This is a genomic window from Polymorphum gilvum SL003B-26A1 (assembly GCF_000192745.1).
Lineage (GTDB): Bacteria > Pseudomonadota > Alphaproteobacteria > Rhizobiales > Stappiaceae > Polymorphum > Polymorphum gilvum.
On the sequence record NC_015259.1, the window covers coordinates 844,538 to 861,688 of the forward strand.

The following is a 17,151-nucleotide window of genomic DNA, read 5'->3' on the forward strand; positions in this document are numbered from 1 at the left end:
CGCCGCCTTATGCGACCTCGCCGAAGCGAATGCAAGCAGGCGGGCAGGGACGGGGAAGCAGGGAAGGGGAAGTCGAATGCTCAGAGCGCGGCCTTGGCAGCGATCACTTCGATCTCGACGACGAATTCCTCGCGCGCGAATCCCGACACGATCATCAGCGTCGAGGCCGGTGGCGGCGTGCCGGCAAACTCGTCGCGTACTCTCATGTAGCCCGGCAGGTGTTCGCGGCCGGTGACGAAGGCATTGATCCGGACGATGTTCTCGAAGCCCATGCCGGCATCGGCGAGAATCGCTCCGACGTTCTGGAAGCACAGGCGCGCCTGGGCTTCGACCCCCTCGGGAACGGTGTCATTGGCGTCAATGCCAAGCTGGCCGGAGGCGAAGACGAGCCGGTGGTCGGCCGGCACTTCGACGGCGTGGCTGTAGCGGGCGAACGGCCGGCGAATGGTGAGGGGAGTGAGGGCACGGGACATGGAAACACTCGCATATTTCCGGATTGGGCTGGATCTCCAGACGCTAGGTGCCCAGGAGCTTCGTCGCAAGCTTCAAGGGTGGCGAAGCTTGTGGCGCTTGCCGTTTTTTTGTGCACATTATCGGGCCGACATGCGCCGTTTCGGGGGGCGGATCCAGGCGGTGCGGATGCGATCGCGAAGGCGAATCGGGGCGGGTCGCGTGACTACCGGCCGGGCGGGTAGTCCTGCCGGGGCGTCTGGCACATGGCTTGCAAAAACGATCTGGCGTGATTGCCTGAACCGCTCCCAGGGCCTGAGGAGGCACAGCGGCAGAGCTTTGAAAAAGCATATGGAGGCGGAAGACAACATGCGTATCCTTTCCACCCTTGGCATCCTCGCCGCGGCGCTCGCCGCTTCGACCAGCGCTCAGGCTCTGGACGAAGTGAAGTTCGGCACCAACTGGCTCGCCCAGGCTGAGCACGGCGGCTACTATCAGGCCGTCGCCGACGGCACCTACGAGAAGTACGGCCTGAAGGTTGAGATCGTGCAGGGCGGTCCGCAGGCGGCCAACCGCGCCCTACTGCTCGCCGGCAAGATCCAGTTCTACATGGCCGGCAACATGCTGCAGCCGCTCAATGCACTGGCCGAGGACATCCCGGTCATCGAGGTAGCAGCGATCTTCCAGAAGGATCCGCAGGTGCTGATTGCGCATCCGGACCAGGGCCTGGAAAAGTTCGAAGACCTCGCCAAACTGCCGACGATCTTCATGGGCAAGGATGGCTTTGCCTCCTATTTCCAGTGGATGAAGTCGGCCTACGAGGGCTTCCGCGACGAGCAGTACAAGCCCTATACCTTCAACCCGGGTCCATTCCTCGCCGACAAGCAGTCCGCGCAGCAGGGCTACATCACCTCCGAGCCCTTCGCCATCGAGAAGGAAGGCGGTATCAAGCCGAAGCTGTTCCTGCTCGCCGACGCCGGCTTCGAGACCTATTCGACCATGATCGAGGGTCGCAAGGATTTCGTCGAGGCCAACAAGGACCTGACCCAGCGCTTCGTCGATGCCACCATCGAGGGCTGGTACACTTATCTCTATGGCGATAACGCGGCCGCCAACGAGCTGATCAAGAAAGACAACCCCGAAATGACCGACGACCAGATCGCGTTCTCGATCGAGACGATGAAGTCGTTCGGTCTGGTCGAATCGGGCGAGGCCCTGGAAAAGGGCATCGGCTGCATGACCGACGAGAAGCAGAGCGCCTTCTATGACGCGATGGTCAAGGCCGGCGTCGTCAAGGAAGGCATCGACATCACCAAGGTCTACACCACCGAGTTCGTCTGCAAGGGCGTCGGGATGAACCTGAAGAAGTAAGTCGTCCGGCTTGCCCCCTCGGAGCCGGACTTGTTGCCGGCTCCGAGGGCTGTGCCGTGCGTTCCTGCGACCAGAAAAAGGCAGACTTCAGGGTGTCGAGTCCAACCAATTCCGTGCCCGGCCCGGCCCAGGGGCCGGCCGTGACGCCGTCGGCGCGTTCCGGCCGTCCGCTTGTCCGGCTCGAGGGCGTTTCCAAGATCTTCTCCAACGGCACCGTCGCGCTTCAGGACATGACGCTCGACGTGCGCCAGGGGGAATTCATCAGCCTGCTCGGCCCGTCCGGCTGCGGCAAGTCGACCGTGCTGCGCATCATCGCCGGCCTCGGGGATCCGTCGGCCGGATCGATCGACTGGCCGACCTCCGGTCACGACGCCTCCGGCAAGGCCCATCCCGAGATCAGCTTCGTGTTCCAGGAACCGACCCTGATGCCTTGGGCGACGGTGTTCGGCAACGTCTGGCTGCCGCTGCGGCTGAAGGGCGTGTCGAAAGCTGCCGCCCGCGACGAGGTGCTCGCTGCGTTGCAGATGGTCGGCCTGGACAAGTTCGCCGACGCCTATCCGCGCGAACTGTCCGGCGGGATGAAGATGCGCGTGTCGATCGCCCGGGCGCTGGTGACCCGGCCGAAGCTGCTGCTGATGGACGAGCCCTTCGCTGCGCTGGACGAGATCACCCGTTTCAAGCTGAACAACGACCTGCTGCACCTGTGGGAGAAATTCGGCTGGACCGTGATCTTCGTTACCCATTCGGTGTTCGAGAGCGTCTACCTGTCCAACCGGATCGTGGTCATGGCCGCGCGCCCGGGCCGGGTCGTCAACGACATGGCCGTCGACGCGCCCTATCCGCGCGAGGAAGAGTTCCGCACCTCGTCCGTCTACAACGACTTCTGCCGGGAGGCGTCCGCCGCGCTGCATGCAGCCATGGACGTGAATGACCACCTATGACAGCGCTCGACACTGAAAAGGGCGTCGACGTGACGCCGGCCAAACTGGACGAACCGGCACCGATCGCACCGCGGGCCGAGGGACTCGGCGAGCGGCTGCTGAAGATCGCGGTGCCGCTGACGATGCTCGCCCTGCTGATCGTGGTGTGGGCCTGGTACGTCAGCGCCTACGACGTGCCCCACTACATCCTGCCAAGCCCGTCCCGGGTGCTGCAGTCGCTGATCGACGACTGGGGCACGCTGTCCGGCGCCCTGCTGATCACGCTCAAGATCACCTTGACGGCGCTCGGGATCGCCCTTGTCGGCGGCGTCGGCATCGCGATCCTGATGGCGCAGTCGCGCTGGATCGAACTGGCGCTCTATCCCTATGCCGTCATCCTGCAGGTGACGCCCATCGTCGCCATTGCGCCGCTGATCCTGATCTATGCGCCGACCACCCAGGCGGCGCTGCTGATCTGCGCCTGGATCGTCGCCTTCTTCCCGATCCTGTCGAACACCACGCAGGGGCTGAAGTCGACCGATCACAATCTGCTCAACCTGTTCGAGCTCTACGGCGCCAGCCGCTGGCAGACGCTGATGCTGCTGAAGATCCCCAACGCGTTGCCCTATTTCTTGGCCGGATTGCGGATTGCCGGCGGCCTGGCGCTGATCGCGGCTGTCGTGGCGGAGTTCGCCGCCGGCTCGGCGGGCGCCCAGTCGGGCTTGGCCTACCGGTTGCTGGAATCCCAATTTCGTCTCAACATTCCCCGATTGTTCGCAGCGCTAATCCTGCTGTCGGTGACCGGCGTGGTGATCTTCTTCGTCACCAGCCTCATCTCGCATCTGCTGCTGCGCCGCTGGCACGAGAGTGCCCTGAAGCGGGAGAACTGAGATGGGCGCAGTCCTGACGCGCCCGCTCGCGGGCGAGGGCGTTCTCGCCAACGCCTCGGTTCCATCCTGCCTGCTGCCCGCGCCGCTCGGCGGCGGCGCGGCGGCGGCGCTGATTGCGGTCGATCTGGAGATTTGCGGCGGGCGGTTGAGACGCATCGCGCCGGCCGGGACCCTCGCGGGGGACGGGCCGGCGGTGTTCGATCTCGATGCCGGCATGGTGCTGCCGACCCTTGTCGACATGCACACGCACCTCGACAAGGGGCACATCGCGCCGCGCAAGGCCAATCCGGACGGCACGTTCATGGGGGCGCTCGCCGCCGTCGGCGAGGACCGGGCGGCCAACTGGACCGCCGCGGACGTGCGCCGCCGCATGGAATTCGGCCTGCGCTGCGCCCATGCCCACGGCACGTCGCTGATCCGGACCCATATCGACAGCCTGCCGCCGCAGGATGAGATCTCCTGGCCGGTTTTCAAGGAGATTCGCGCCGAATGGCGGGGCAGGATCGAGCTTCAGGGCTCCTGCCTGTTCGGCATCGACCGGCTCGACCTCGATGGTGATTTCCTCGCGCGCATCGCGGACCGGGTCCGGGAGGCCGGCGGCATTCTCGGTGCCGTCACCTACATGATTCCTGGCATCGACGCGCATCTTGACGCGGTCTTTCAGGCGGCGATGGCGCGCGGTCTCGACCTCGACTTCCATGTCGACGAGACCGCCGATCCGGCCGCCGTCACCCTGCGCCGCATCGCCGAGGCCGCGATCCGCAACCGCTTCGAGGGCCGGATCGTCTGCGGTCACTGCTGCTCGCTCGCCAACCAGGGCGCCGAGGAGGCCGACCGCACGCTCGATCTGGTGGCTGAGGCCGGGATCGGCGTCGTCTCGCTGCCGATGTGCAACATGTACCTGCAGGACCGTGTCGCGGGGCGTACGCCGCGCTGGCGCGGCGTGACCCTGCTGCACGAGATGAAGGCGCGCGGCATCCCGGTCGCAGTCGCCTCCGACAACACGCGTGATCCGTTCTATGCCTATGGCGATCTCGATTTGATCGAGGTCTATGCGCAGGCGACGCGGATCCTGCATTTTGATCATCCGATCGCGGACTGGATCCGGACGGTGACGACCGCTCCGGCAGCGATGCTGCGCCAGCCCGGCCACGGCCGGCTGGCGGAGGGGGCACCCGCCGACCTGATCCTGTTCCGGACGCGCACCTGGAGCGAGACGTTGTCACGTCCGCACGGTCCTCGCGAGGTGTTGCGCGCCGGGTGCGCGATCGACCGCATCCTGCCCGACTACCGGGAACTCGACGACATCATGGTTCTTGCGTCTTCCGCAGCACAAGGAGCAGCACAATGAGCGCGCTCGACAGCCTCAAGGCCGATCTGTCCGGCCTGCAGATCGAGGACAATCCGCAGATCGTCAAACAGAAGAGCCGAGATTTCTTCTGGTACTCGCCGGTTCTCAAGCAGCAACTCGACCATGTTACCGGCGACCTCGTGGTCACGCCGAAGTCCGAGGCCGAGGTGATCCGCGTCCTCAAGTCCTGCTACGCCCACGACGTGCCGGTCACCGTGCGCGGCGCCGGCACCGGCAACTACGGCCAGGCCATGCCGCTGTCGGGCGGCGTCATCTTGAACCTTGCCGAACTCAACAAGGTCAAGGAGATCCGGCCGGGAGTCGTGGTCGCCGAGGCGGGCGCGATCATCTCCAAAATCGACGAGGAGACCCGGGCCCACTCGGGCCAGGAACTGCGCCTGCATCCCTCGACCTACCGGACCGCGACGATCGGCGGCTTCATCGCCGGCGGCTCGGGCGGCATCGGCTCGATCAACTGGGGCGGGCTGCGCGATCTCGGCAACGTCATCCGGCTCAGGGTGCTGACGCTGGAGGCGGAGCCGCGCGTCCTGGAGATGACCGGCGAGGACCTGCACAAGGTCATGCATGCCTACGGCACCAACGGGGTCATCACCGAAGTGGAGATGCCGTTGACCGCCGCCTACGACTGGGTCGACGTCGTCGTCGGCTTCGATGCCTTCATGGACGGCGTGCGTTTCGCCGATGCCGTCGGCAACCAGGACGGCCTGCTGCTGAAGGAACTGGCGCCGATCTCCGCGCCGCTGCCGCACGACTATTTCCTGCGCCACCAGAAATACATCCGCAAGGACCAGTCGGTGGTGGTGTGCATGGTGGCCCCCTTCGCCATGGACGCGTTCGCGGCCTTCGTCGGCCGTCAGCCGAAGGCCTCGATCCTGTACCGCTCGGATACGGTCGACGAGGACGCTAAGAAGGGCCTGCCGCCGGTCTACGAACTGGCGTGGAACCACACGACGCTGCGCGGCCTCAGGGTCGATCCGGCGATTACCTACCTGCAGGTGCTGTATCCGTTCCCGAACCATGTCGAGAAGGTGCGGATCATGACCGACCTGCTCGGCGACGAGGTGCCGGCCCATCTGGAGTTCGTGCGCTTCGACGGCAAGATCACCTGCTTCGGCCTGCCGGTCGTGCGCTACACCACCGAGGAACGGCTGAACGAGATCATGCGGCTGCACGAGGAGAACGGCTGTCCGATCTTCAATCCGCACCGCTATACGCTGGAAGAGGGCGGCATGAAGCAGACCGACGACGTCCAGCTCGCCTTCAAGCGCGAGGCGGATCCGAAGGGCCTGCTCAACCCGGGCAAGATGATCGCCTGGGAGGATCCGAACTACGACTATTCGAGCGACAAGCTGTTTCTGTTCCCGGGCCTGAAACGGGCCTGACATTTGACACATCGGGGGCGCCGGCCAGGCCGCCCGAAGGGATTGCACCCGCGAATCCTTCGGGCCGTCCCTTCCGCATGCCCGCATGCCGGAGATGTTTTCCATGCGCGTTCTGGTTCTTTTCGCCCACCCGGTCGAGACGAGTTTCGCCGCCGCCTTGCACCAGCGGGTCCTCGACGGACTGAGGTCGGCGGGGCACGAGGTCGACGACTGCGACCTCTATGCCGAAGGCTTCGATCCGCGGCTGACCCGCGAGGAGCGGCTGGCCTACCATGACCTCGACATCAACCGGGCGAACGTCGCCTCCTACGTCGACCGGCTGCTCGCCGCCGAGGCCCTGGTGCTGGTGCACCCGGTGTGGAACTTCGGTCTGCCGGCGATCCTAAAGGGCTTCTTTGATCGGGTTTTCCTGCCCGGCGTGTCGTTCAAGATGAAGAATGGCAAGGTCGCGCCCAGCCTGCACAACATCCGCAAGCTGACCGTGGTCACCACCTACGGCGGCACCCGCCTGCGCGCCTTCCTGGTCGGCGATCCGCCGCGCAAGATCGCGACACGGGTGCTGCGCGCGGTCATCAAGCCGGCCGCGCCGCTGTCCTACATGGCACTCTACGACATGAACCGTGCCACAGACGACGACCGCGCCGCCTTCCTCGGCAGGGTCGGAAAGGCGATGGAGCGGTTCTGATGCGCGCGCTGGTCGTCTATTGCCATCCCTGCGCGGAAAGCTTCAACGCGGCCGTACTCAGGACCGTCCTGGCGAGCCTGGAGGCTGCTGGCCACGAAATCCGCCTGGTCGACCTCTATGCCGAAGGCTTCCAGCCGGCGATGAACGCCGAGGAGCGGCGCGGCTACCATGACCATGGCAGCAACGTCGAGCCGGTCAGGACACATGTCGAGAACATCCTGTGGTGCGAGATGCTGGTGTTCGTCTATCCGACCTGGTGGTTCGGCCTGCCGGCAATGCTGAAGGGCTGGCTCGATCGGGTTTGGGTGCCGCATGTCACCTTCGAGATGCCGACCGAGGCGAGCGGCATGCGTCCGCGCATGCAGCACATCCGCAAGATTGCCGTCGTGACCACCTGCGGAGCGAGCTGGTGGGTGTCGAAACTGATCGGCGAGCCGGGGCGCAGGACGCTCCTGCGTGGCATGCGTGCCCTGTGCGCGCCGCGCTGCAGGACGCTCTATCTTGCGCACTACAAGATGGACAGTTCGACCTCGGAGAGCAGATCCTGTTATCTTGCCATGGTGACGCGCAGGTTGAAACGGTTCTGAAATTGTACGCCGGATGGTGCATCGTCATTCGACGGTTAAGCAAGCCGTCTACGGTTCCGGCGAATCGCGGTGCTGCGATGGCGCCGTCCGGATCGAGCGAACCTGTCGGAGGAATCCCGCCATGGTGTTCAACTACAAGAAAAGCGTGACCTATCGTCTGCTGCAGGCGGCCAAGGCGCAGCGGGCGCGCTCGGGCGGCCATCTGATGCGCATCGGTCTGCATCCGGGCCAGGAACTGGTGCTCAAGGTACTGGCCGACGCGGACGGGCGGACGATGAGCCAGTTGGCCCTGGCGCTCGGCGTCCAGCCGCCGACCGTGACCAAGATGGTGACCCGCCTGTCGGCGCAGGGGCTGGTCAGCCGCCAGGTGTCGGAGAGCGATGGGCGCCTGGCGCGGGTGTTCCTGACCGAGGAAGGGCGGGGGCGCATCGGTGCCGTCGACAAGGCCTGGAAACGGCTGGAGAAGGACGCCATGGCCGGCCTCGACGACAAGGACCGCAAGAAGCTCCGCAAGCTGCTACGCCACGTCGAGCGCAACCTGTCGCTCGCCGCGCTCGACGAGCCGGATTCGGACGGCGAGGACGATATCGCCGCTGCGGCGGAAGCCACGACCGAGCCGGTCGCGTTGGAGGCGTGACGGCGGCTGCTGTCTAAAGCGCGCGTGGGGAGATTCACCTCATGGCGGACCGGTGCGGCTGTTTTCTCACCAGCGGCGATGATCGGCGTGGCGTTCCCGCTTATGCCAGCTTGTAGCGGACAAGAGGAGCGTCCGCGGTTTGTGGGGACGCTGACCCGGCTTGCTGCAGCGGATGCCGAACCTGTGGCGAGGGTATTTGTCCAAGTCCAGGGTGTCAGGAGCTAATTGATTTCCAGGGTTCTGCTGAAAAAATGGGCTATGATTAGGCGATATTCGTCGGTTGATATATGTACTGAGCGTGTATTATTTGCCGTGCAGCGTGTTTAAGGATTTGGAAAGCCTGTTTCTTCATTCTCTCCCTTGAAACGGGGCGGCATTGCCGGTCGAGCGAAAGGACCGTTGCCCGTCCGTCGTTCTGGAGATCCCGATGAAGACCATGCGTGCCAGACTTCTGCTCGTCATCTTCGGCCTTGCCGTCGTCGGCGCGGCGGCGTCCGTCGGCATCGCACAGTGGCTGTCGCGCGACCTGACCGCCATGGCGCTCGCCCGCGAGGTGAGCGCGGCAAAGCAGCAGCTGATGGCGCAGGTCGAGGCGGAAAGCCGCCAGGCGCTGATGCTTGCCAAGGTCGTCGCCGGCCAGGCCGGCGTCCAGTCGAAGGTCGCCGCCCAGGATCGTGACGGCCTGGCGGCAGAGTTCCTGCCGACCTTCCCGGCAATGAAGCAGGACGGCATCCAGCAGTTCCAGTTCCACCTGCCGCCGGCGACTACGCTCCTGCGCGTGCACAAGCCGGAGCAGTTCGGCGACGACCTGTCCTCGTTCCGCCAGACGGTGGTGGAGACGAACCGCAAGGTTGCGCCGATCTCGGGACTGGAAAGCGGGGTCGCGGGCATTGGCAACCGCGGCGTGGTGCCGATCCTGCACGACGGAACTCATGTCGGATCCGTCGAGTTCGGTCTCAACTTCCACGATCAGTTCGTCGAGAACTTTACTGCCAAGACCGGCTATCCGGTCGCAATCCTGCGCAACACGGACAAGGGCTACGAGGTGATCGGCAGCCGGCTGCCGCAGGACATGGATCCGGTCGGCCTGCTGGCGGTGACCGCCGCCGGCGGGGCGGAAGCCGCCTCCGGCCGGTATTTCGTCGACCAGCTGCAGATCGGCGACTATTCTGGCACTCCCATTGTCGTGGCGCTGATCGCGGTCGACCGGACGGCCTATCTGTCGATCGCCGCCTCGGCCCGGTCGGTCGGCATCGGCATCGGGCTGCTCCTGCTGGCGCTTGCCGGCGGCACGCTGTTCTACGCCAACCGCTGCATCTTCTCGCCCTTGCGCAGGGTCACGGCGCAGATCGCCGACCTCGCCCAGGGCAACACCGCCTTCGAGGTCAAGGGCACGGGCAGGCCGGACGAGATCGGCGACATTGCGCGCGCCGTGGTCGTGTGCCGCGACAACCGAGAGGAACAGGGCCGGCTGGAGCGCCAGCAGCAGGGCGACCGGCTTGCCCGCGAGGAGCGGCAGCGGCGCGTCGAGGCCATGATCGCGGCGTTCCAGGCCACGGCACAGGATCTGCTGGCATCCGTCGACAGCGCCAATGCCAGCCTGGAGGAGACTGCCCGCGGCCTGGAGAGCGTCGCGAAGACCAGTGCCGACCAGGCCAGGGAAGCCGGCGGCGCCTCCCGAGAAGCGTCCAGCAACGTACAGTCGGTGGCCGGTGCGGCGGAGGAACTGGCCTCGTCGATCGAGGAGATCTCGCAGCAGGTGACGCGTACCACCAGCATCGTCGAGAAGGCGACGAGCGGTGCCCGGGAGACCAACGAGAAGGTTGCCGGTCTGGCGTCGGCGGCCAGCAAGATCGGCGAGATCGTGGTCCTGATCCGGGCGATTGCCGAGCAGACCAACCTTCTGGCCCTGAACGCCACGATCGAGGCGGCGCGCGCCGGCGAGGCCGGCCGCGGCTTCGCGGTCGTCGCCGCGGAAGTGAAGGAACTGGCCAACCAGACCTCCAAGGCGACCGAGGAGATCTCCAGCCAGATCGCCGCCATCCAGGGTTCCACCGACGATGCCGCGGCAGCGATCCGGGCCATTGCCGCGACCATGGCCGAGGTCAACGAGTACACCGGAGCGATCGCCGCCTCCGTCACCGAGCAGGGCGCGGCGACCAACGAGATCAGCGCCAACATCCAGAGTGCGGCGCAGCGCAGCGAGACGGTCGTCGCCAACATAGGCGTGCTCGACAAGGCCGTGGTCGAGACCAACCGCTCGGCGTCCTCGGTGCTGGAGGCGACGGGCATGGCGTTCGACACCACGCGACGCTTCCGGTCGGAGATCGAGAAGTTCCTCGCCGGCGTTGCCGCGGCCTGAGCGGCGTGCGCGCTTGTCACAGCAGGAACGGATAGCCGCCCTCGAGCTTCAGCAGCGCGATCTTGGTGTCGAGGCCACCGGTGCCGGAATAGCCGCCTAAGGTCTGTTGAGATTCAGGATTCCACTTTGGGCTTGATCGTGCTTCAAGCTTTGGATGGAACGATTCGTACTGACTGACGCCCAGTGGGCGAAAATGGAACCGCATTGTCTGGGCAAGCCGACGGACCCCGGACGCAGCGGCAGCGACAACCGGCGCTTCGTCGAAGCGGTTCTGTGGATTGTGCGGACGGGAAGTCCGTGGCGTGATCTGCCGGCTTTCTTCGGCAACTGGAACACCGTCTTCAAGCGATACCGAGATTGGGTCAAAGCCGATGTTTTCGTGCGGCTTTTCGAGGCCTGCTCGGAGGAGCCGGACATGGAATACGCCATGGTCGATGCCACCATCGTCAAGGTCCACCGCCATGGCCAGGGCGCAAAAGGGGGACTCAGAGCCAGGCCATAGGCCGCTCCAAGGGCGGCATGACCACCAAGATCCTCGCGCTCACCGATGCCCTCGGCAATCTCGTGCGCTTCGTCCTGCTGCCCGGCCATCGCTTCGACACGGTCGGCGTGCCGCCGCTCATCGAAGGCCTCTCTTTCGACGCGCTGATCGCCGACAAGGCTTTCGACAGCAATGCCATCATCGCCGACCTCGACGAGCGCGGCGCCAAGGTCGTCATCTCCCAGCATCCGCGCCGCGCCAAGCCGCTGCCGCTCGATACCGAGATGTACAAATGGCGTCACCTCATCGAGAATTTCTTCTGCAAGCTCAAGGAGTTCAAACGCATCGCCATGCGCGCTGACAAAACCGACACAAGCTTTATCGCCATCATTCATCTCGCAGCCGCCGTGATAAACTCCCGATGAATCTCAACAGACCTTAGGCCATCCGCCGACAGCACCCTGTGGCAGGGGATGACGACGGGAATCGGATTGGCTCCGCAGGCCTGACCGACAGGCTGACCATAGGTGCCGAGTTCCCGTGCGATCTCGCCATAGGTCCGGGTCTCGCCGTAGGGGATCGCCAGCATCGCCTTGAACACCTGCTGGTGCAGTTCCGGCCCCGCCGGCGCCAGGGGCAGGTCGAACCGTTTGAGCTCGCCGGCGAAATAGGCGCCGATCTGGCGCAATGCCTCGGCGAGCACTTGTGTCACGTCGCCTTTCGCCTTCGCCTGCCATGACAGGCGCACGATTGCGCCGTCTTCCTCGGTGACGAAAAGTCGCCCCACCGGCGTGTCGATTGAAGCTGTCGGCATGGGGTCCCTTTCGGTTCTCGTTCGGGGGCATGGTAGACCATCCGGCCGCGTCGTGTCCGCGCCGTACCGCTTGCCGGCAATCCGGCCTTTCGGGTCATGCCGCGAAGGCTTACGCTTCGGGCGATGATCGCGGCTGCCTGCTACGCCGCAATCCTTTCTGGACGATGCTCATGAACAACAGGGACGAGGTCGCGGCTCCGGCCGTCGACGCGGGTGATGCGGCGCGGGCAGCCGTCCCGGCCGAGACGCCCAGGACGCCGGTCATGGGCATCGTGCTCATCGTGCTCGCCTGCCTGTGCTTCTCCTGCCTGGACGCGACGGCGAAATACCTGGTCGTCGACCTGCCGCCGCTGCAGGTGGTTTGGGTCCGCTTCCTGACCCATCTGGTCTTCGCTGTCGTCGTGTTCCGTGTCTGGCGCGCGCCGGAGATCTTCCGGACCGATCGGCCGGGCCTGCAGTTCGTCCGCGGCCTCGCCCTTCTTGGCTCGACCTTCTTCAATTTCCTTGCTGTCCAGTACCTGCAGCTTGCCGAGACCATGTCGATCATGTTCGCGGGCCCGTTCGTCGTCACGGCGCTTGCCGGCCCGTTGCTGGGCGAATGGGCGGGCCTGCGGCGCTGGATCGCGATCATCGTGGGCTTCATCGGAGTCCTGATCATCGCACGCCCGGGCCTGGGCGGCATGCACTGGGCAGCGATCTACTCGATCGGCGCGATGATCTGCTATGCCTTCTACGCCCTGTTCACGCGCATGCTCGCGGGCAGCAATTCGACCATCGGCATGCTGATCATCTCGGCGGCCGTGCCGACCGTCGCGATGACGCCGGCCGGGCTCTCCCTCTGGGAAACGCCCGCGAGCGGGTTCCACTGGCTGCTGCTGCTGTCGACCGGGCTCTATGGCGGGTTCGGCCACTGGATCTTCATCATCGCCCATCGGCTGGCGCCGGCGCCGCTGCTGGCACCCTTCACCTACCTGCAGATCGTCTGGATGGTCGGCCTCGGCTTTCTGGTGTTCGGCGACGTTCCGGGTCCGTGGACCCTCGTCGGCTCGGCCGTTGTGATCGCCTCGGGTCTCTACATCCTCTACCGCGAGCGGATCGTCAAACGACATTGACGCCGGTGCCACGGTTGACGGAACGGAACACTTCGGCACAAATACGAAGGGTCGGCTCTTGTCCCGGCTGCGGATTGCGCCACGGCGCGCCCGGAGGGGCGGGAGCGGTTGCACGGATCCAGGGACAGGAGGGCCGTCATGCCGATCACACGACGCGATTTGCTTGCCGGAGGCGCTGCAATTGGCGCCGGTCTCGCCATGGGCGGGTCGGCCTTCGCCAACACCGCCGCCAATGCCTATTTCGCCGGCTATGCGCAGGACAATGGCTTTCGCTACCGGCTGACCAACTTCAAGCGGATCGACCCGGTCTGGCACCGCCAGATGGTCAAGTATTTCAGCCCGGAGCCGCCGGGATCGGTGGTGGTCGATACCCGCAACCATTTTCTCTATGTCGTGTTCGAGAACAACACGGCCCTGCGTTACGGCGTCGGCGTCGGCCGCGAGGGTTTCCAGTGGTTCGGCCGCGCACGCATCGACCGCAAGGCGCTGTGGCCGCGCTGGGTGCCGCCGCCGGAGATGCTCCAACGCCAACCCGACCTGCCGCGTATGGTCGAGGGGGGCGCCGAGAACAATCCGCTCGGCCCCCGGGCGCTCTATCTGTACCGCGACGGCCAGGATCTCGGCTACCGACTGCACGGCACGCTGGAGCCGTGGAGCATCGGGAGGAACGTATCGAGCGGATGCGTCCGCATGTTTCCGGAGGACGTCATCGATCTCTACCAGCGCTGCCCGCAGGGCACCCGGGTGCTCGTGCTGGAGCATCTCGGCGCCGATCCGGGCTGACGGCGCCTAGACCACGAGGGGGCTGAGTTTTGGTTTCGAAGACATTTGTCCGCCGCGCCGGCCTAACAGCGGCGGCGACTCTGCTTATGCTTGCGGGATGCAGCAGCGTCGACACGCTGACGACCCCGGACGTGACCAATGCGGCGGCGGCGGGATTCGTCGACATCAGGCCGGGCTCTGAAGAGGAGTTCATGATCAACGTCGGTCGGCGGATCTTCTTCGACAGGGGCTCGGCCGAGCTGACCGAAACCGCACGCATGACCATCGACAAGCAGGCCGCTTGGCTCAGGGCGAACCCGCGCTGGCTGGTCAAGATCCAGGGCCATGCCGACGATCCCGGCAGCGAGGCGGCCAACAAGGCGCTGTCGACGAAGCGGGCCGAGGCCGTGCGGGATGCGCTGGTCGCCCTCGGCGTCGACGGCAAGCGGATGTGGATCAAGGGTTACGGGATCGAACGGCCGGTGACCGACTGCGACGAACTGACCTGCCACGTGCAGAACCGGCGCGTCGTCGTCAACCTGCGCGAAGAGTTCGACGAGGCCGCCCGCCGCTAGGGCTTTGCATGTAGGGCTGTTGCATGGGCGAGAGCTTCCGGGCAGACTGACGGCCGAACCCGCCTTCTGTTCCGGACCGCCGCGATGTCGACCTGCACGCCTGCCGAGCACCGATCCAAGGCGCGCCGATGAGCGCACGACGCGGTGCAGGGGAGCCGGGCGGGGACGAGGCGCGGACGCGCCGTCTGACGCTCGGCGATATTGCCGAGCAACTCGGCATATCCACGGCTACCGTATCGCTGGCCCTTCGCGATTCGCCGCTGGTGGCCGAGGATACGCGCCGGAGGGTAAAGGAAACCGCGCACCGGATCGGATACATCTACAACCGGTCAGCTGCCTCGCTGCGCACCGCGCGCACACAGATCGTCGGCGTCGCGGTGCATGACATCCTCAACCCCTATTTTGCCGAGATCTTCTCCGCGCTCGAGGATGTCCTCGAGGCGGAGGGGCAGATGGTGTTCATCTGCAATCACCGCGACGACGTCGCCCGCCAGCGCGCCTTCATCGACATGCTGCTACAGCATCGCGCCGATGGCCTGATCCTGTGCCCATCGGTCGGCACCTCGGCGGAGGAGATCAACCGATTGGTCGAGCAGGGTATTCCGGTGACGTTGGTGTGCCGCGAGGTGCCAGGCGCTCATGCGCCCTGCGTGCGCGGCGACGATGCCAAGGGCGCCCATACGGTTACCCGCCACCTGATAGAGCAGGGGCACCGGAAGATCGCCATGGTCGGCGGCCGGCGGGCAAGCTCGACCGGGCGCGATCGCCATGGCGGATGGAGGCGTGCACTGGAGGAAGCTGGCCTTGATCCGGAACGACAGATCGACATCCCGGAGTTGATGACCCAGGCCGACGGACGTGCCGTGGTGCCGCAGGTCCTCGATCATGCCGACAGGCCGACCGCGGTGATGTGTTTCAACGACCTCATCGCCCTCGGCATGATGCCGGAATTGCGACGCCGAGGCGTCGAGCCCGGCCGGGACATGGCGGTGACCGGCTATGACGACATCGACGGGGCGGCCAGCCGCACGCCGGCGCTCACCACAGTCCGCAATCACCCGGATGAAATCGGCCGCCTGGCTGCCTGGACGCTGCTGCGCCAGATCGCCGGCGAGCAGGTCCCAGACACGCTGATTCTGATCGAGCCGGATCTTCGGGTGCGGGACAGTTCGCCGCCGCCGGGCGTACGGCTTGCCCCTGAACTCAGCCGCTGAACTTCCACGCCGCTGGAAAACCCTTACCGATCTCGTCCGGGAGCGCCATCGAGACCATGTCCGAGCAAGCCGCTTTTTCCGAAACCGCCGCCCCGTCGGGCATCCGCAGGGTCGGGCTCATTGCCGGGCCAATCCTGAGCCTGGCCATCCTGCTGACGCCGGCGCCGGCCGGCCTCGGTCCGTCGGCGCAGGCGGTTGCCGCGGTCGGCGTGCTGATGGCGGTCTGGTGGATGACGGAAGCCGTCCCGCTCGCCATCACCGCCCTCCTGCCGCTGGTGCTGTTTCCCCTGCTCGGAGCGCGGACGCTGGACGCCACTGCAGTGTCCTATTCCAACCCGCTGATCTTCCTGTTCCTTGGCGGCTTTATCCTGGCGCGCGCGCTGGAACGCTGGAACTTGCACCGCCGGTTGGCCGCGCGCGTGGTGCGGCTGGTCGGCGAGCAGCCGGCCGCGGTGATCGGCGGGGTGATGGCGATCACCGCCTTCCTGTCGATGTGGATCAGCAACACGGCCACGGCGATGGTCATGCTGCCGATCGGCCAGTCGATCGTTGCCCGCTACGTCGACCGCGGGATCGCCGACCCGACCCGGCCGAACGGCTTTTCCCCGGCTCTGATGCTGTCAATCGCCTATGCGGCAACCATCGGCGGCATGGGTACGCTGATCGGCACGCCACCAAACGCCCTGTTCGCCGGCTACATGAAGGATGCCTACGGCGTCGACGTCGGCTTCGCTACCTGGATGCTGGTCGGCATCCCGGTCGTGCTGGTGCTGCTGCCGCTTGCTTGGCTGCAACTGACCCGTGTCACCTTCCGGATGCCGGCGCTCGACGCTGCGATTATCCAACGCGAAGCGCCCGCCGAGGATGTCCTGCCGCCGATGGGCGGTCCCGAAAAGACGGTGGCCGCAGTCATGAGCCTGGTCGCGCTCGGCTGGCTGACGCGGCCGCTGATCGACAGCCTCGTTCCGGGCCTCGGCCTGACCGACGCCGGCATCGCGATGACCGGTGCCGTGTTGCTGTTCCTGCTGCCGGCCGACTGGAAGAAGGGCGAGTTCCTGCTGCGCTGGGCGGACCTGAAAGCCCTGCGCTGGGACGTTCTGATCCTGTTCGGCGGCGGCCTTGCGCTGGCCGGGGCGATTGGCGACAGCGGCCTCGCCGAGTGGATCGGCTCGATGCTGTCGGCGCTGGAGCGGCTGCCAGAGGCGCTGATGATCCTGCTGGTGATGGCGATCATCGTCTATCTGGGCGAACTGGCAAGCAACACGGCGATGGCGGCGGTGTTCCTGCCGGTCGCCGGTGCGGCCGCCGTGGGGATGGGCGCCGATCCGCTGAGCCTTGCCCTGCCGGTTGCGCTGGCCGCCTCGCTCGGCTTCATGCTGCCGGTGGCGACGCCACCGAACGCTATTGTGTTCGGCTCGGGCGCGGTCACCGGCGCGCAGATGCTGCGCGCCGGCATGCTGCTCAACGTGATCGCCATCGCGGTGGTCGCGGTCGTTGCCACGACGTTGGCGCCGCTGGTGTTCGGTCCCTGACCCCC

The 17,151-nt window shown here is 65.9% G+C and carries 17 protein-coding genes; 15 read left to right on the plus strand and 2 right to left on the minus strand.

Annotated features, from left to right (window positions below):
* Positions 1–80: 80 nt before the first annotated feature.
* A complete protein-coding gene (locus SL003B_RS04015; protein ID WP_013651540.1) occupies positions 81–473 on the minus strand; it encodes a RidA family protein in 393 nt (130 codons plus the stop codon).
* A gap of 346 nt (positions 474–819) precedes the next feature.
* Here SL003B_RS04015 and SL003B_RS04020 point away from each other — a divergent pair, with 346 nt between their 5' ends.
* The 10 genes from SL003B_RS04020 to SL003B_RS23280 all read left to right on the plus strand — a co-directional run bounded on the left by SL003B_RS04020 (position 820) and on the right by SL003B_RS23280 (position 11,562).
* A complete protein-coding gene (locus SL003B_RS04020; RefSeq protein ID WP_041375818.1) occupies positions 820–1,821 on the plus strand; it encodes an ABC transporter substrate-binding protein in 1,002 nt (333 codons plus the stop codon).
* A gap of 56 nt (positions 1,822–1,877) precedes the next feature.
* Positions 1,878–2,762: an ABC transporter ATP-binding protein gene (locus tag SL003B_RS04025; protein WP_013651542.1), complete on the plus strand. Its 885-nt coding sequence runs from the start codon at positions 1,878–1,880 to the stop codon at positions 2,760–2,762.
* Positions 2,759–3,631: an ABC transporter permease gene (locus SL003B_RS04030; RefSeq protein WP_013651543.1), complete on the plus strand. Its 873-nt coding sequence runs from the start codon at positions 2,759–2,761 to the stop codon at positions 3,629–3,631. Before SL003B_RS04025 ends, SL003B_RS04030 begins: the two co-directional genes overlap by 4 nt.
* A gap of 1 nt (position 3,632) precedes the next feature.
* Positions 3,633–4,982: a cytosine deaminase gene (locus SL003B_RS04035; RefSeq protein WP_013651544.1), complete on the plus strand. Its 1,350-nt coding sequence runs from the start codon at positions 3,633–3,635 to the stop codon at positions 4,980–4,982.
* Positions 4,979–6,385, plus strand: coding sequence for an FAD-binding oxidoreductase (locus tag SL003B_RS04040; protein WP_013651545.1), 1,407 nt, complete (start codon positions 4,979–4,981; stop codon positions 6,383–6,385). Before SL003B_RS04035 ends, SL003B_RS04040 begins: the two co-directional genes overlap by 4 nt.
* 103 nt (positions 6,386–6,488) lie before the next feature.
* A complete protein-coding gene (locus SL003B_RS04045) occupies positions 6,489–7,070 on the plus strand; it encodes an NAD(P)H-dependent oxidoreductase (protein WP_013651546.1) in 582 nt (193 codons plus the stop codon).
* Entirely contained in the window at positions 7,070–7,657 is a 588-nt protein-coding gene (locus SL003B_RS04050) for an NAD(P)H-dependent oxidoreductase (RefSeq protein ID WP_013651547.1), read from the plus strand. The genes SL003B_RS04045 and SL003B_RS04050 overlap by 1 nt, the downstream gene beginning before the upstream one ends.
* A gap of 121 nt (positions 7,658–7,778) precedes the next feature.
* On the plus strand, positions 7,779–8,294 hold the full coding sequence (locus tag SL003B_RS04055) for a MarR family winged helix-turn-helix transcriptional regulator (RefSeq protein WP_013651548.1): 516 nt from the start codon (positions 7,779–7,781) through the stop codon (positions 8,292–8,294).
* 427 nt (positions 8,295–8,721) lie between these two features.
* Entirely contained in the window at positions 8,722–10,656 is a 1,935-nt protein-coding gene (locus tag SL003B_RS04060) for a methyl-accepting chemotaxis protein (RefSeq protein ID WP_013651549.1), read from the plus strand.
* A gap of 154 nt (positions 10,657–10,810) precedes the next feature.
* Positions 10,811–11,562 (plus strand): IS5 family transposase gene (locus SL003B_RS23280; RefSeq protein WP_148259246.1). Its coding sequence is split into 2 segments (ribosomal slippage): positions 10,811–11,141 and positions 11,141–11,562, totalling 753 coding nucleotides; the frame shifts between segments, so codons are not numbered across the junction.
* On the opposite strand, the gene SL003B_RS04075 is transcribed toward SL003B_RS23280, so the two are convergent.
* Positions 11,529–11,951: a methylated-DNA--[protein]-cysteine S-methyltransferase gene (locus SL003B_RS04075; protein ID WP_013651550.1), complete on the minus strand. Its 423-nt coding sequence runs from the start codon at positions 11,949–11,951 to the stop codon at positions 11,529–11,531. The two genes, SL003B_RS23280 and SL003B_RS04075, sit on opposite strands and share 34 nt — an antisense overlap.
* A 170-nt stretch (positions 11,952–12,121) precedes the next feature.
* On the opposite strand from SL003B_RS04075, the gene SL003B_RS04080 reads away from it, so the two are divergent.
* The 5 genes from SL003B_RS04080 (at position 12,122) to SL003B_RS04100 (ending at position 17,146) form a co-directional block, all read left to right on the plus strand.
* Entirely contained in the window at positions 12,122–13,063 is a 942-nt protein-coding gene (locus tag SL003B_RS04080; RefSeq protein ID WP_013651551.1) for a DMT family transporter, read from the plus strand.
* A 138-nt stretch (positions 13,064–13,201) separates the two neighbouring features.
* Positions 13,202–13,846 carry a L,D-transpeptidase gene (locus SL003B_RS04085; protein WP_013651552.1) on the plus strand — a complete coding sequence of 215 codons (645 nt, stop codon included), beginning with the start codon at positions 13,202–13,204 and terminating at the stop codon, positions 13,844–13,846.
* Between the two features lie 86 nt (positions 13,847–13,932).
* Complete coding sequence (locus SL003B_RS04090; RefSeq protein ID WP_013651553.1) at positions 13,933–14,400, plus strand: OmpA family protein; 468 nt, start codon at positions 13,933–13,935, stop codon at positions 14,398–14,400.
* Between the two features lie 128 nt (positions 14,401–14,528).
* Positions 14,529–15,614, plus strand: coding sequence for a LacI family DNA-binding transcriptional regulator (locus tag SL003B_RS04095; protein ID WP_013651554.1), 1,086 nt, complete (start codon positions 14,529–14,531; stop codon positions 15,612–15,614).
* A gap of 56 nt (positions 15,615–15,670) precedes the next feature.
* On the plus strand, positions 15,671–17,146 hold the full coding sequence (locus SL003B_RS04100) for an SLC13 family permease (protein ID WP_013651555.1): 1,476 nt from the start codon (positions 15,671–15,673) through the stop codon (positions 17,144–17,146).
* Positions 17,147–17,151 lie beyond the last annotated feature (5 nt).